The organism is Streptomyces sp. NPDC007872 (assembly GCF_042868165.1).
Lineage (GTDB): Bacteria > Actinomycetota > Actinomycetes > Streptomycetales > Streptomycetaceae > Streptomyces.
Window position 1 is genome coordinate 312,686 of the sequence record NZ_JBIAEA010000004.1, and the last position, 14,334, is coordinate 327,019.

13 protein-coding genes are annotated in these 14,334 nt (G+C 70.7%); 12 read left to right on the plus strand and 1 reads right to left on the minus strand.

Going from position 1 to position 14,334, the window contains the following annotated elements; genetic code table 11:
• Positions 1-146: 146 nt before the first annotated feature.
• The gene (locus ACFYNX_RS15925) at positions 147-1,061 is read right to left on the minus strand and encodes a C40 family peptidase (protein WP_365543104.1); all 915 of its coding nucleotides are present in this window, start codon (positions 1,059-1,061) and stop codon (positions 147-149) included.
• Positions 1,062-1,720: 659 nt separating this feature from the next.
• On the opposite strand from ACFYNX_RS15925, the gene ACFYNX_RS15930 reads away from it, so the two are divergent.
• From ACFYNX_RS15930 to nuoL, 12 genes are read left to right on the plus strand one after another with little or no spacing between them, the layout of a single operon-like run.
• Positions 1,721-2,080, plus strand: a complete 360-nt coding sequence (locus ACFYNX_RS15930; protein ID WP_019888619.1) for an NADH-quinone oxidoreductase subunit A — start codon at positions 1,721-1,723, stop codon at positions 2,078-2,080.
• A gap of 17 nt (positions 2,081-2,097) precedes the next feature.
• Complete coding sequence (locus ACFYNX_RS15935) at positions 2,098-2,652, plus strand: NADH-quinone oxidoreductase subunit B family protein (RefSeq protein WP_365543107.1); 555 nt, start codon at positions 2,098-2,100, stop codon at positions 2,650-2,652.
• Positions 2,649-3,380 carry an NADH-quinone oxidoreductase subunit C gene (locus tag ACFYNX_RS15940; protein WP_125658824.1) on the plus strand — a complete coding sequence of 244 codons (732 nt, stop codon included), beginning with the start codon at positions 2,649-2,651 and terminating at the stop codon, positions 3,378-3,380. Before ACFYNX_RS15935 ends, ACFYNX_RS15940 begins: the two co-directional genes overlap by 4 nt.
• Complete coding sequence (locus tag ACFYNX_RS15945) at positions 3,377-4,699, plus strand: NADH-quinone oxidoreductase subunit D (RefSeq protein ID WP_388661948.1); 1,323 nt, start codon at positions 3,377-3,379, stop codon at positions 4,697-4,699. Before ACFYNX_RS15940 ends, ACFYNX_RS15945 begins: the two co-directional genes overlap by 4 nt.
• A complete protein-coding gene (gene nuoE, locus ACFYNX_RS15950; RefSeq protein ID WP_365543115.1) occupies positions 4,696-5,436 on the plus strand; it encodes an NADH-quinone oxidoreductase subunit NuoE in 741 nt (246 codons plus the stop codon). The genes ACFYNX_RS15945 and nuoE overlap by 4 nt, the downstream gene beginning before the upstream one ends.
• The gene (gene nuoF / locus ACFYNX_RS15955; RefSeq protein ID WP_365543118.1) at positions 5,433-6,785 is read left to right on the plus strand and encodes an NADH-quinone oxidoreductase subunit NuoF; all 1,353 of its coding nucleotides are present in this window, start codon (positions 5,433-5,435) and stop codon (positions 6,783-6,785) included. Before nuoE ends, nuoF begins: the two co-directional genes overlap by 4 nt.
• Complete coding sequence (locus tag ACFYNX_RS15960) at positions 6,782-9,280, plus strand: NADH-quinone oxidoreductase subunit G (RefSeq protein WP_388661950.1); 2,499 nt, start codon at positions 6,782-6,784, stop codon at positions 9,278-9,280. Before nuoF ends, ACFYNX_RS15960 begins: the two co-directional genes overlap by 4 nt.
• Positions 9,277-10,638 carry an NADH-quinone oxidoreductase subunit NuoH gene (gene nuoH / locus ACFYNX_RS15965; RefSeq protein WP_388661952.1) on the plus strand — a complete coding sequence of 454 codons (1,362 nt, stop codon included), beginning with the start codon at positions 9,277-9,279 and terminating at the stop codon, positions 10,636-10,638. The genes ACFYNX_RS15960 and nuoH overlap by 4 nt, the downstream gene beginning before the upstream one ends.
• Positions 10,613-11,212, plus strand: coding sequence for an NADH-quinone oxidoreductase subunit NuoI (gene nuoI / locus ACFYNX_RS15970; protein WP_388661954.1), 600 nt, complete (start codon positions 10,613-10,615; stop codon positions 11,210-11,212). Before nuoH ends, nuoI begins: the two co-directional genes overlap by 26 nt.
• Complete coding sequence (locus ACFYNX_RS15975; RefSeq protein WP_388661956.1) at positions 11,209-12,090, plus strand: NADH-quinone oxidoreductase subunit J; 882 nt, start codon at positions 11,209-11,211, stop codon at positions 12,088-12,090. The genes nuoI and ACFYNX_RS15975 overlap by 4 nt, the downstream gene beginning before the upstream one ends.
• On the plus strand, positions 12,087-12,386 hold the full coding sequence (nuoK, locus tag ACFYNX_RS15980; RefSeq protein WP_365543129.1) for an NADH-quinone oxidoreductase subunit NuoK: 300 nt from the start codon (positions 12,087-12,089) through the stop codon (positions 12,384-12,386). Before ACFYNX_RS15975 ends, nuoK begins: the two co-directional genes overlap by 4 nt.
• Positions 12,387-12,396: 10 nt before the next feature.
• Positions 12,397-14,334, plus strand: a complete 1,938-nt coding sequence (gene nuoL, locus ACFYNX_RS15985; RefSeq protein WP_388661959.1) for an NADH-quinone oxidoreductase subunit L — start codon at positions 12,397-12,399, stop codon at positions 14,332-14,334.

Consider the following 14,334-nt stretch of genomic DNA (forward strand, 5'->3'; position numbering starts at 1 on the left):
CCGGGGGGGGGGGGGGCCGCCCCCCGGCGCGCCCGCCCGCGGGGGCGGTGCCCGCCGGGGTCGCGGGGCCCCCGCACGGGCCGGCGGGCCGGGCCCCCCCCGGGGGGCGCCACGGCCCTTCCGCGTGAGCGCCCGAGTGGGAACGCTCAGAGGATGCGCACGGCGCCCGACGGCGGGTCCCAGTCCAGGGAGCGCTCGACGACGCCGGTGGAGGAGTTCTGCGCGCCGACGTAGTTGCCGCCGCCGACGTAGACGGCGACGTGGTACGAGCCGCTGCGGCTGCCCCAGTACAGGATGTCGCCCGGCTGGAGGTCGTCCAGGGAGACGGAGCTGCCCATGCTCGACTGCTGGTACGAGATGCGGGGCAGGTCGATGCCGGCCGCGCGGTAGGCGGCCTGGACGAGGCCGGAGCAGTCCCACGAGTTGGGGCCGGTGCCGCCGGTGACGTAGGAGTCGCCGACCTGGGCGCGGGCGAAGTCCACGATCGAGGCGGCGGAGCCCGAGGGGGCCTGGGTGCGGCTGCCGCTGTCCGAGGCGCTGGAGCCGCCGTCGGAGGACGACGAGCCGCCGTCGTCCGAGGAGCCGGAGGAGCCCGAGGAGTCCGTGGAGGAGGCGGTGGAGAGCCGGGTGCGCTCCTCGCTGCGGGAGGCGCGCGCGGCGGCCTCCGCGGCCTCCTGGCGCTCCTTCTCCGCCTTGAGGCGGGCCTTCTCGGCGCGCTCGGCCTCGGCCTTGCGGTCCGCCTCGGCCTTCGCCTTCTTGGCGTCCTGGGCGGCCTTCTTGAGGGCCGCCTGCTCCAGGCTCTGGAGGCTCTGGTCCAGGGCCTCCTGCTGGGACGCCTCGGCGGAGGCGGCGACCGCGCTCGCGAGGTTGGTGCCGACGTCGAGGGAGCCCAGGGTGGGCATTTCGATGGTCTCGGTCACCGGCTCGGCATTCGCCGGCCCGGCAGCACCGGCCACCGCGATGGTGCCGAGGACGCCACCGGCGACTCCGGCCCGGAGCGCGAGCTTCGAGGCGCTGCGGCGGGGCTTCCGGTGGCTGGGTATGTGAGCGGTGTGGGACATGGGAACAACCGCTATCAGGGCTTGACGGTTCCCTTCAAGAAACGTGGGTTGCGCCACAGTTACGTTCGGAACCTGTGAATCCGCTTCTGTGGCGCCCTTATTGACGCCGTAACGGGCAAATCGGGCATGGGTCATCCGAGCCGTGATCATGGGTTTTCATTGAAACGCCCGAATTGTCCGACGCTTACCACTCCTTGACACCCTTGGCCAAGCCCCCTTCTTTTCGGACTTCCCGCCCGTGATGCAGATCACAGGGGGGCTCGTGAAAACGCGCACGTGTCCACCTCGGTACGCGCGACCCCCCGACCGGGCGAACGGCGGGGCCTTTACCACCCGTTCGCGTCCACTGCCAATTTGCATGTAGGCGCCAACACTTGATAGTGCGACACCCCCTCCGAGCAGCGATTTCCGGTACGGATGTCACATCTGGTGATCACCTGGGCGCTTCGCGCGACAAGATCACCGCTCATCCGACTTCATGATCCTTCGTCAGGTGGTGGAGATCACAAACTACGTGCTGCACCCCGTGTCGCAGATCACAGAGAGGCAGGCATAAGATGCGGGGCAGCCGGGCTTGTGAACTGCCTCACATGGGGGCGATCTTTCACGGCACGGCGGTGCGGTCCAACGGTCAAGGACGACTGGAAGGAGCGAGGAGCGTGAATGCGTACGCGCCCGTCCTCGTGCTCGGTGCCCTGGGTGCGGGGTTTGCGATCTTCTCCGTGGTCATGGCCACGCTCATCGGGCCAAAGCGGTACAACAGGGCGAAACTGGAAGCGTATGAGTGCGGCATCGAGCCCACCCCCACGCCCGCCGGAGGCGGCCGCTTCCCGATCAAGTACTACCTGACGGCGATGCTCTTCATCGTCTTCGACATCGAGATCGTCTTCCTCTACCCCTGGGCCGTCACCTTCGACGCCCTGGGGCTTTTCGGGCTCGTGGAGATGTTGCTCTTCGTGCTCACCGTCTTCGTCGCCTACGCCTACGTGTGGCGGCGCGGCGGCCTGGAATGGGACTGAGGGGCTGAGGGGCACCTATGGGACTCGAAGAGAAACTCCCGAGCGGCTTTCTGCTGACGACGGTCGAACAGGCCGCGGGCTGGGTGCGCAAGGCGTCCGTCTTCCCCGCGACCTTCGGCCTCGCCTGCTGCGCCATCGAGATGATGACCACCGGAGCCGGCCGGTACGACCTGGCCCGCTTCGGCATGGAGGTCTTCCGCGGCTCGCCGCGCCAGGCCGACCTGATGATCGTCGCCGGCCGCGTCAGCCAGAAGATGGCGCCCGTCCTGCGACAGGTCTACGACCAGATGCCCAACCCCAAGTGGGTGATCTCCATGGGCGTCTGCGCCTCCTCGGGCGGCATGTTCAACAACTACGCGATCGTCCAGGGCGTCGACCACATCGTGCCGGTCGACATCTACCTGCCCGGCTGCCCGCCGCGCCCCGAGATGCTGATCGACGCGATCCTCAAGCTCCACCAGAAGATCCAGGCCTCCAAGCTCGGCGTGAACGCCGAGGAGGCGGCGCGCGAGGCGGAGGAGGCGGCGCTCAAGGCACTGCCGACCATCGAATTGAAGGGTCTGCTCCGGTGAGCGACGAGACACCCAACCCAGAGAAGGACCTCAGCGCGCAGAACCTGCCGGGCCAGCGCGGGGACCACGGCGAGGAGGTCCGCGTCCAGCGCGGCATGTTCGGCGCCCAGAGCGGCGCCGACACCTCCGGCTACGGCGGCCTCGTCCGCTCGGTCCGGCTCCCCGGTCCGGCCGCCCGCCCCTACGGCGGGTGGTTCGACGAGGTCGCCGACGAGCTGGAGGGCGCCCTGGAGGAGCAGGGGCTCCTCCCGGAGAACGCGATCGAGAAGACGGTCGTCGACCGCGGCGAGCTCACCTTCCACGTCGAGCGCGAGCACCTGGTCCGCACGGCCCGCACCCTGCGCGACGACCCGGCGCTCCGCTTCGAGCTCTGCACCGGCGTCTCCGGCGTCCACTACCCGCACGACAAGGGCCGCGAGCTGCACGCCGTCTACCACCTGCGCTCGCTCACCCACGGCCGGATGATCCGCCTGGAGGTCTCGGCCCCGGACACCGACCCGAGGATCCCGTCCCTCGTCGCCGTCTACCCGACGAACGACTGGCACGAGCGCGAGACGTACGACTTCTTCGGGATCGTCTTCGACGGCCACCCCGCCCTCACCCGGATCATGATGCCGGACGACTGGCAGGGCCACCCGCAGCGCAAGGACTACCCCCTCGGCGGCATCGCCGTCGAGTACAAGGGCGCCCAGATCCCGGCTCCGGACCAGCGGAGGTCGTACTCGTGACCACTCCCCACGCGTCTCCCCGCGAGACCACCGAAGGCGCCGTCTACACGGTGACCGGCGGCGACTGGGACGAGGTCGCCCGGTCCGCCGCCCAGGCCGACGACGAGCGGATCGTCGTCAACATGGGGCCCCAGCACCCGTCCACCCACGGAGTGCTCCGCCTCATCCTGGAGATCGACGGCGAGACCGTCACCGAGGCCCGCTGCGGCATCGGCTACCTCCACACCGGCATCGAGAAGAACCTCGAGTACCGGACCTGGACGCAGGGCACCACCTTCGTCACGCGCATGGACTACCTCACCTCGTTCTACAACGAGACGGCGTACTGCCTCGGCGTGGAGAAGCTCCTCGGGATCACCGACCAGATCCCGGACCGCGCCAGCGTGATCCGCGTCCTGCTCATGGAGCTCAACCGGCTCTCCTCGCACCTGGTCTGCATTGCCACCGGCGGCATGGAGCTCGGCGCCACCACGATCATGATCTACGGCTTCCGGGACCGCGAGATGATCCTGGACCTGTACGAGCTGATCACCGGCCTGCGCATGAACCACGCGTACATCCGCCCCGGCGGCCTCGCCCAGGACCTCCCGCCCGGCGCCGTCGACGCCGTGCGCGAGTTCGTGAGGACCATGAAGAAGAACCTGCCGGAGTACGACAAGCTCGCCACCGGCAACCCCATCTTCAAGGCCCGCATGCAGGACGTCGGCCACCTCGACCTCACCGGCTGCATGGCGCTCGGCGCCACCGGACCGATCCTGCGCTCCGCGGGCCTCCCGCACGACCTGCGCAAGACCGACCCGTACTGCGGCTACGAGGACTACGACTTCGAGGTCCCCACCGCCGACACCTGCGACTCCTACGGGCGCTTCCTGATCCGCCTGGAGGAGATGCGCCAGTCCTTGCGGATCGTCGAGCAGTGCCTCGACCGCCTGGAGCCCGGTCCGGTCATGGTCGGCGACAAGAAGATCGCCTGGCCCGCCCAGCTCGCGCTCGGCACCGACGGCCTCGGCAACTCCCTCGACCACATCAAGAAGATCATGGGCACCTCCATGGAGGCCCTGATCCACCACTTCAAGCTGGTCACCGAGGGCTTCCGGGTCCCGCCCGGCCAGGCCTACGCGGCCGTCGAGTCCCCCAAGGGCGAGCTCGGCGCGCACGTCGTCTCCGACGGCGGCACCCGCCCCTACCGGGTCCACTTCCGCGACCCGTCCTTCACCAACCTCCAGGCCATGGCGGCGATGTGCGAGGGCGGCCAGGTCGCCGACGTCATCGTCGCCGTCGCCTCCATCGACCCCGTGATGGGAGGCGTCGACCGATGACCGAGCAGATCAGCCTGGGCATGCCCCAGCTCCCCGCCCCCGGCTACCCGGCGGACGTCCGCGCCCGCCTGGAGGAGGACGCGCGGGCCATCGTCGCCCGCTACCCCGACTCCCGCTCCGCGCTCCTGCCGATGCTGCACCTCGTGCAGTCCGAGGAGGGCCACGTCACCCGCACCGGCATGGCGTTCTGCGCCGACGTCCTCGGCCTCACCACCGCCGAGGTCACCGCCGTCGCCACCTTCTACACCATGTACCGGCGCAAGCCCTCCGGCGACTACCAGGTCGGCGTCTGCACCAACACCCTCTGCGCGGTCATGGGCGGCGACGCCATCTTCGACGAGCTCAAGGAACACCTCGGCGTCGGCAACAACGAGACCACCGAGGACGGCAAGGTCACCCTCGAGCACATCGAGTGCAACGCGGCCTGCGACTTCGCGCCCGTCGTGATGGTCAACTGGGAGTTCTTCGACAACCAGACCCCCGAGTCCGCCAAGAAGATGGTGGACGACCTGCGGGCCGGCCGGACCGTCGAGCCCACCCGCGGCGCCCCGCTCTGCACCTTCAAGGAGACCGCCCGCATCCTCGCCGGCTTCCCCGACGAGCGCCCCGGCGCCGTCGAGGCCACCGGCGGCGCGGGCCCCGCCTCCCTCGTCGGCCTCCGACTGGCCAAGGGCGAGCAGCCGCACCACCGAATCGTCCACCCGCGCGGTGAGGCCTCCGGTCAGGAGGGGAAGTGATGACCTTGGCAGCCGAGATCGACAACAGCAGCCCCGAGAAGCTCCTCGCCCCCGTCCTCTCGGCCTTCTGGGACCAGCCCGACTCCTGGACCCTGGAGACCTACGAGCGCCACGAGGGCTACCAGGGCCTCCGGAAGGCCCTCGCGATGAGCCCCGACGACCTCATCGCGTACGTCAAGGAGTCCGGGCTCCGCGGCCGCGGCGGCGCCGGCTTCCCCACCGGCATGAAGTGGCAGTTCATCCCGCAGGGCGACGGCAAGCCGCACTACCTCGTCGTCAACGCCGACGAGTCCGAGCCCGGCACCTGCAAGGACATCCCGCTCCTCTTCGCCAACCCGCACTCCCTCATCGAGGGCATCGTGATCGCCTGTTACGCGATCCGCTCCAGCCACGCCTTCATCTACCTGCGCGGCGAGGTCGTCCCCGTCCTGCGCCGCCTCCACGAGGCCGTCCGCGAGGCCCACGCCGCCGGATACCTCGGGCAGAACGTCCTGGGCAGCGGGCTCGACCTCGAACTCACCGTGCACGCCGGCGCCGGCGCGTACATCTGCGGCGAGGAGACCGCGCTCCTCGACTCGCTCGAAGGACGCCGCGGCCAGCCCCGGCTGCGGCCCCCCTTCCCCGCGGTCGCCGGCCTCTACGCCTGCCCCACCGTGGTGAACAACGTCGAGTCCATCGCGTCCGTTCCCGCGATCCTGAACAAGGGCAAGGACTGGTTCACCTCCATGGGCAGCGAGAAGTCCCCGGGCTTCACGCTGTACTCGCTCTCCGGGCACGTCGCCTCGCCCGGCCAGTACGAGGCCCCGCTCGGCATCACCCTGCGCCAGCTCCTCGACATGAGCGGCGGGATGCGCCCCGGCCACCGCCTCAAGTTCTGGACCCCCGGCGGCTCCTCCACCCCGATGTTCACCGACGAGCACCTCGACGTGCCCCTCGACTACGAGGGCGTCGGCGCCGCCGGATCCATGCTCGGCACCAAGGCGCTCCAGTGCTTCGACGAGACCACCTGCGTGGTCCGGGCCGTCACCCGCTGGACCGAGTTCTACGCCCACGAGTCCTGCGGCAAGTGCACCCCCTGCCGCGAGGGCACGTACTGGCTCGTCCAGCTCCTGCGCGACATCGAGGACGGCAAGGGCGAGATGTCCGACCTCGACAAGCTCAACGACATCGCCGACAACATCAACGGCAAGTCGTTCTGCGCCCTCGGCGACGGCGCCGCCTCGCCGATCTTCTCCTCCCTGAAGTACTTCCGCGAGGAGTACGAGCAGCACATCACGGGCAAGGGCTGCCCCTTCGACCCGGCCAAGTCGACCGCCTGGGCGGACAACCACAAGGAGGTGACCGCATGACCGTCACCGAGTCCGGACCGGCGGGAGGCGGCAGCCCGGCCGTGCCGCCGGAGGACCTCGTCACGCTGACCATCGACGGCATCGAGGTCTCCGTCCCCAAGGGGACCCTGGTCATCCGCGCCGCCGAACAGCTCGGCATCGAGATCCCGCGCTTCTGCGACCACCCGCTCCTCGACCCCGCCGGCGCCTGCCGCCAGTGCATCGTCGAGGTCGAGGGCCAGCGCAAGCCCATGGCCTCCTGCACCATCACGTGCACCGACGGCATGGTGGTGAAGTCGCAGCTCACCAGCCCCGTCGCCGAGAAGGCCCAGCACGGCGTGATGGAGCTGCTGCTCGTCAACCACCCGCTCGACTGCCCCGTCTGCGACAAGGGCGGCGAGTGCCCCCTGCAGAACCAGGCCATGTCCCACGGACAGGCCGAGTCCCGCTTCGAGGGCGTCAAGCGCACCTACGAGAAGCCGGTCCCGATCTCCACCCAGGTCCTCCTCGACCGCGAGCGCTGCGTGCTCTGCGCCCGCTGCACCCGCTTCTCCAACCAGGTCGCGGGCGACCCGATGATCGAGCTGATCGAGCGCGGCGCGCTCCAGCAGGTCGGCACCGGCGAGGGCGACCCCTTCGAGTCGTACTTCTCCGGCAACACCATCCAGATCTGCCCGGTCGGCGCCCTCACCTCGGCCGCCTACCGCTTCCGCTCCCGCCCCTTCGACCTGGTCTCCTCGCCGTCCGTGTGCGAGCAGTGCGCGGGCGGCTGCGCCACCCGCACCGATCACCGGCGCGGCAAGGTCATGCGGCGGCTCGCCGCCGAGGACCCGGAGGTCAACGAGGAGTGGATCTGCGACAAGGGCCGCTTCGGCTTCCGGTACGCACAACAGCGCGACCGGCTCACCGGCCCGCTCGTGCGGAACGCCGCGACCGGTGAGCTGGAGCCGGCCTCCTGGCCCGAGGCCCTGGAGGCCGCCGCCCGCGGCCTCGTCCGCGGCCGCACCGGCGTCCTGGCCGGCGGCCGGCTGACCGTCGAGGACTCCTACGCGTACGCCAAGTTCGCCCGGGTCGCCCTCGACACCAACGACGTCGACTTCCGGGCCCGGGTCCACTCCGGCGAGGAGGCCGACTTCCTGGCCTCCGCCGTCGCCGGACGCGGCCGCGACCTGGACGGCAAGGGCGTCACGTACACCTCCCTGGAGGCCGCCCCGGCCGTGCTCCTCGTCGGCCTGGAGTCCGAGGAGGAGGCCCCCGGCGTCTTCCTGAGGCTCCGCAAGGCCTGGCGCAAGCGCGGCCAGAAGACCTACGCCGTCGCCGCCTTCGCCACCCGGGGCCTGGAGAAGACCGGCGGCACCCTGCTGCCGGCCGCCCCCGGCACCGAGACCGAGTGGCTCGACGCCCTCACCTCCCGGGTCGGCCTCACCGGCGACGGGCTCGCCGCCGCCGAGGACCTCCGCCGGGAGGGCGCCGTCCTCGCCGTCGGCGAGCGCCTCGCGGGCGTGCCCGGCGCGCTCACCGCCGCCCTGCGCACCGCCGCCGCCACCGGCGCCCGGCTCGTGTGGATCCCGCGCCGCTCCGGCGAACGCGGCGCCGTCGAGGCGGGCGCGCTGCCCTCGCTGCTCCCCGGCGGCCGGCCCGCGACCCACCCCCGCGCGCGTGAGGAGGTCGCCGCCGCCTGGGGCCTGCGCGAACTCCCCGCCCGCTACGGCCGCGACACCGGCCAGATCCTGGAGGCCGCCGCCACCGGCGAACTCGCCGCCCTGCTCGTCGCCGGCGTCGAGGTCGCCGACCTGCCGGACCCGGCACGCGCGCGCGAGGCGCTCGACGCGGCCTTCGTGGTCTCCCTGGAACTGCGGCCCGGCGAGGTCACCGACCGCGCCGACGTCGTCCTGCCGGTCGCCGCCGTCGCCGAGAAGCCCGGCACCTTCCTCAACTGGGAGGGCAGGGCGCGGATGTTCGAGGCCGCGCTCAAGCCGGAGCAGATGACCCGGCCGCTCCCCCCGACCGACACCCGCGCCCTGCACATGCTGGCCGACGCCCTCGACGCCCACCTGGGCCTGCCCGACCTCAGGGCCGTACGGCGCGAGCTGGACCGGCTCGGCGGCTGGGCCCACGGGCGGGCCACCGAGCCCACGGAGCCCGGCCGGCCCGCGCCCCGCACCGGCGACGGCGAGGCCGTCCTCGCCGGACACCGGATGCTGCTCGACCTCGGCCGCCTCCAGGAGGGGGACACCGCCCTCGCCGGCACCCGGCACGCGGCGGTCGCCCGCCTCTCCGCCGCCACCGCCGCCGACACCGGCGTCAAGGACGGCGACCTCCTGGAGGTCACCGGCCCGGCCGGGTCCACCGCCCTCCCGCTCCTGGTCACCGAGATGCCCGACCGCGTCGTCTGGCTCCCGCTGAACTCGACCGGACACGGCGTCCTCTCCGACACCGGCGCCCGCCCGGGCGACCTGGTCCGCATCGGCCCGGCGGCCCCGCGCCCCGCCGACGTCACGGAGGTGCAGGCATGAGCGTGCCGCTCGCCGCTGAAGACCTGTCCATGTTCGGCACGGACCCCTGGTGGCTCGTCGCGGTCAAGGCCGTCTTCTGCTTCGCCTTCCTGATGGTCACCGTGCTCTTCTCCATCGTGTGGGAGCGCAAGGTCGTCGCCTGGATGCAGTTGCGCGTCGGCCCCAACCGGCACGGCCCCTGGGGCCTCCTCCAGTCCCTCGCGGACGGCATCAAGCTGATGCTCAAGGAGGACGTGATCGTCAAGAAGGCCGACAAGGTCGTCTACGTCCTCGCCCCGGTCGTCGCCGCGATCCCCGCCTTCATGGCGATCGCCGTGATCCCCTTCGGCCCGGCGGGCAACGAGGTCTCGGTCTTCGGCCACCGCACCTCGATGCAGCTCACCGACCTGCCGATCGCGATGCTGTACGTCCTCGCGGTCGCCTCCGTCGGCATCTACGGCATCGTCCTCGCGGGCTGGTCCTCCGGCTCCACGTACCCGCTCCTGGGCGGCCTGCGCTCCTGCGCGCAGATGATCTCCTACGAGATCGCCATGGGCGCGGCCTTCGCCTCCGTCTTCCTCTACTCCGGGTCGATGTCGACCTCGGCGATCGTCGAGGCGCAGGCGGACCGCTGGTTCGTGATCCTGCTGCCGGTCTCGTTCATCATCTACGTCGTCACGATGGTCGGCGAGACCAACCGCGCCCCCTTCGACATGCCGGAGTCCGAGGGCGACCTCGTCGGCGGCTTCAACACCGAGTACTCGTCGATCAAGTTCGCGATGTTCATGCTCGCCGAGTACGTGAACATGGTGACGGTCTCGGCCGTGACGGTGACCCTCTTCCTGGGCGGCTGGCGGGCCCCGTACCCGGTCTCCACCTTCTGGGAGGGCGCGAACCACGGCTGGTGGCCGATGCTCTGGTTCGTGATCAAGGTGCAGTTGCTGCTGTTCTTCTTCATCTGGCTGCGCGGCACCCTGCCCCGCGTCCGCTACGACCAGTTGATGAAGCTCGGCTGGAAGGTCCTCATCCCGGTCTCCGTGGTCTGGCTGATGCTGGTCGCCACCGTCCGGGCGCTGCGCAACGAGAACATCGCGTTCACCAACATCGTCCTGTACGTGGCCGGGGCCGTGCTCGCCCTGCTCCTCCTCTCCTTCGTGGTCGACCTCTTCCGCGACCGGAAGGCGAAGGCGGCGGCGCCCGCCCCCGAGGAGGACCGGACCTTCGACCCGATGGCCGGCGGCTTCCCCGTACCGCCCAAGCCCGGACAGTCCCTGCCGCCCGTGCCCCGGCGCAGGTCGCGGCACGACCGGGACCTCGTTGTCAGTGGCGCCCCCGATACTGCTACTGCGAGTGATGGAAAGGAGACGGACGGTGTCTGACTTCCAGAATCCGGTGGCCGGCTTCGGCGTGACCTTCAAGGCCATGTTCAAGAAGCGGCTGACCGAGCAGTACCCGGAGCAGCAGAAGACGACGGCGCCCCGCTTCCACGGCCGGCACCAGCTCAACCGTCACCCCGACGGCCTGGAGAAGTGCGTCGGCTGCGAGCTGTGCGCCTGGGCCTGTCCCGCCGACGCCATCTACGTGGAGGGCGCGGACAACACGGACGAGGAGCGCTACTCGCCCGGCGAGCGCTACGGCCGCGTCTACCAGATCAACTACGCCCGCTGCATCCTGTGCGGCCTGTGCATCGAGGCCTGCCCCACGCGCGCGCTGACGATGACCAACGAGTTCGAACTGGCCGACTCCTCCCGGGCGAACCTGATCTACACCAAGGAGCAGCTCCTCGCCGGCCTGGAGGAGGAGATGGTCGACACCCCGCACGCCATCTTCCCGGGCATGGACGAGCAGGACTACTACCGGGGCCTGGTCACCGGGGCCGCCCCCGGCACCGTCCGGCAGGCCGCCGCCTCCAAGAGGGAGAAGGACGACGCCGACGAGGAGGTGGACGCGTGAGCGCCCCCCTCGCCCCCGTCGCCCCCTTCGCCACCGAGACCCTCGCGGCCTACGCGACCTCCACCGGCGAGGCCGTCCAGTTCTGGGTCCTCGGCACCGTCGCCGTGATCGGCGCGCTGTGCACGATCCTGATGCGCAGGGCCGTCCACTCCGCGCTCTGCCTCGCCGGGACCATGATCATCCTGGCGGTCTTCTACCTGGCCAACGGCGCGTACTTCCTCGGCGTCGTCCAGATCGTCGTCTACACCGGCGCGATCATGATGCTCTTCCTCTTCGTCGTCATGCTGGTCGGCGTCACGGCCGCGGACTCCCTGAAGGAGACCCTCAAGGGCCAGCGCTGGTGGGCCGCCGCCTGCGGCCTCGGCTTCGGGATCCTGCTCGCCGCCGGCATCGGGAACGCCTCGATCACCGAGTTCGCCGGACTCGGCGCCGCCAACGGCGCGCGCGGCGGAAACGTCGAGGGCCTCGCCGCCCTCATCTTCACCAAGTACGTCTTCGCCTTCGAGATCACCGGCGCGCTCCTCATCACCGCCGCCGTCGGCGCGATGGTCCTCACCCACCGCGAGCGCACCGAACGCGCCCGCACCCAGCGCGAGCTCGCCGAGCAGCGCGTGCGGGAGGGGAAGCACGTGCCGCCGCTGCCCGCGCCCGGCGTCTACGCCCGGCACAACGCCGTGGACGTCGCGGGCCTGCTGCCCGACGGCACCCCGGCGGAGCTCACCGTCATGGGCACCCTGCGCAAGCGGGGCCAGATCCGGGACGTGTCCACCGAGGCCATGGCCGACCTGAAGGCCCTGGAGCAGCGCTCCGAGGAGCGGCTCGGCCGGGACCGGGACGCGCTCGGCCGGGACCGGGACGAAGAGGAGGCCACCCGGTGAATCCCGTCAACTACCTGTACCTCTCGGCCCTGCTGTTCACCATCGGCGCGGCCGGGGTCCTGATCCGGCGCAACGCGATCGTGGTCTTCATGTGCGTGGAGCTGATGCTCAACGCCTGCAACCTCGCGTTCGTCACCTTCTCCCGCATGCACGGCAACCTCGACGGCCAGGTCATCGCCTTCTTCACGATGGTCGTCGCCGCCGCGGAGGTCGTCGTCGGGCTCGCGATCATCGTGTCCGTCTTCCGTGCCCGCCACTCGGCCTCGGTCGACGACGCAAGCCTGATGAAGCTGTGAGGGGCTGACCGTGGAAAATCTCATCGCTCTGCTCGTCGGCGCGCCCCTGCTGGGCGCCGCCGTCCTGCTCTGCGGCGGCCGGCGCCTCGACAGGGCCGGCCACTGGATCGGCACGCTCCTCGCGGCCGTCTCCTTCGCGATCGGCCTGGCGCTCTTCGCCGACATGCTCGGCAAGGGCGCCGAGGAGAGGGCCCTGCACCAGCGGCTCTTCACCTGGATCCCCGTCGAGGGCTTCCAGGCGGACATGGCCTTCCAGCTCGACCAGCTCTCCATGACGTTCGTCCTGCTGATCAGCGGGGTCGGCACCCTCATCCACGTGTACTCCATCGGCTACATGGAGCACGACGAACGCCGCCGCCGGTTCTTCGGCTACCTGAACCTGTTCGTCGCGGCGATGCTCCTGCTCGTCCTCGCCGACAACTACCTGCTCCTGTACTTCGGCTGGGAGGGCGTCGGCCTCGCCTCGTACCTCCTGATCGGGTTCTGGCAGCACAAGCCCAGCGCGGCCACCGCCGCCAAGAAGGCGTTCCTGGTCAACCGGGTCGGCGACATCGGCCTCTCGATCGCCATCATGCTGATGTTCACCACCTTCGGGACCTTCGCCTTCGGGCCGGTCCTGGAGGCGAGCGGCCAGGCCTCCCAGGGGACGCTGACCGCGATCGGCCTGATGCTGCTCCTCGCGGCCTGCGGCAAGTCGGCCCAGGTGCCGCTCCAGTCCTGGCTCGGGGACGCGATGGAGGGCCCGACCCCGGTCTCGGCCCTCATCCACGCGGCCACGATGGTGACCGCCGGTGTCTATCTGATCGTCCGCTCCGCCGACATCTTCAACGCAGCCCCGGACGCGCAGCTCGTCGTCACCATCGTCGGAGCCGTCACGCTCCTCTTCGGTGCGATCGTCGGTTGCGCCAAGGACGACATCAAGAAGGCGCTCGCCGGTTCGACGATGTCGCAGATCGGCTACATGATCCTGGCGGCCGGCCTCGGCCCCATCGGCTACGTCTTCGCGATCATGCACCTGGTGACGCACGGCTTCTTCAAGGCCGGGCTCTTCCTCGGCGCCGGTTCGGTCATGCACGGCATGAACGACGAGGTCGACATGCGGAAGTACGGCGGCCTGCGGAAGTACATGCCGGTCACCTTCGTGACCTTCGGCCTCGGCTACCTCGCGATCATCGGCTTCCCCGGCCTGTCCGGCTTCTTCTCCAAGGACAAGATCATCGAGGCGGCCTTCGCGAAGGGCGGCACCGAGGGCTGGATCCTCGGCGCGGTCACCCTGCTCGGCGCGGCCATCACCGCGTACTACATGACCCGCGTGATGCTGATGACCTTCTTCGGCGAGAAGCGCTGGCAGCCGGCGCCCGACCCGGACCGGACGCCCGACGCCGAACCGGCCGCCGAGCACGCCGCGGGAGCCATGCCGCACCCGCACGAGTCGCCGAAGTCCATGCTGATCCCGATGGTGCTGCTCGCCGTCGGATCGGTCGCCGGGGGCGCGGTCTTCGAGTTCGCCGGGTTCGTCGAGTGGCTGGAGCCGGTCACCGGCTACGAGCACGGGCACCCGCCGATCGGCGCCGCGGCCGTCACCGCCGCCACCGTCGCCGTCATGGTGATCGGCGTCGGCCTGGCCTACCTCCAGTACGGGCGCCGGCCGGTCCCGGTGGTCGCCCCGCGCGGTTCGCTGCTCACCCGGGCGGCCCGCCGCGACCTGCTCCAGGACGACTTCAACCACGCCGTCTTCGTCACGGGCGGCACGCACCTCACCCGCTCGCTCGTCTACGTCGACCACTCCCTGGTGGACGGCGTGGTCAACGGCACGGCGGCGGGCGTCGGCGGCCTCTCCGGCCGGCTGCGCAAGCTCCAGAACGGCTACGCCCGCTCGTACGCGGTCTCCATGTTCGGAGGTACGGCGGTGCTGATCGCCGCGACCCTGCTGATGAGGGCGGTGTAA

What these genes read in the sequence shown, in the direction of transcription:
- ACFYNX_RS15925 (WP_365543104.1), bottom strand. Translation starts at nt 1,061, where the DNA reads ATGTCCCACACCGCTCACATACCCAGCCACCGGAAGCCCCGCCGCAGC.
- ACFYNX_RS15935 (WP_365543107.1), top strand. Translation starts at nt 2,098, where the DNA reads ATGGGACTCGAAGAGAAACTCCCGAGCGGCTTTCTGCTGACGACGGTC.
- nuoE (WP_365543115.1), top strand. Translation starts at nt 4,696, where the DNA reads ATGACCGAGCAGATCAGCCTGGGCATGCCCCAGCTCCCCGCCCCCGGC.
- ACFYNX_RS15960 (WP_388661950.1), top strand. Translation starts at nt 6,782, where the DNA reads ATGACCGTCACCGAGTCCGGACCGGCGGGAGGCGGCAGCCCGGCCGTG.
- nuoH (WP_388661952.1), top strand. Translation starts at nt 9,277, where the DNA reads ATGAGCGTGCCGCTCGCCGCTGAAGACCTGTCCATGTTCGGCACGGAC.
- nuoI (WP_388661954.1), top strand. Translation starts at nt 10,613, where the DNA reads ATGGAAAGGAGACGGACGGTGTCTGACTTCCAGAATCCGGTGGCCGGC.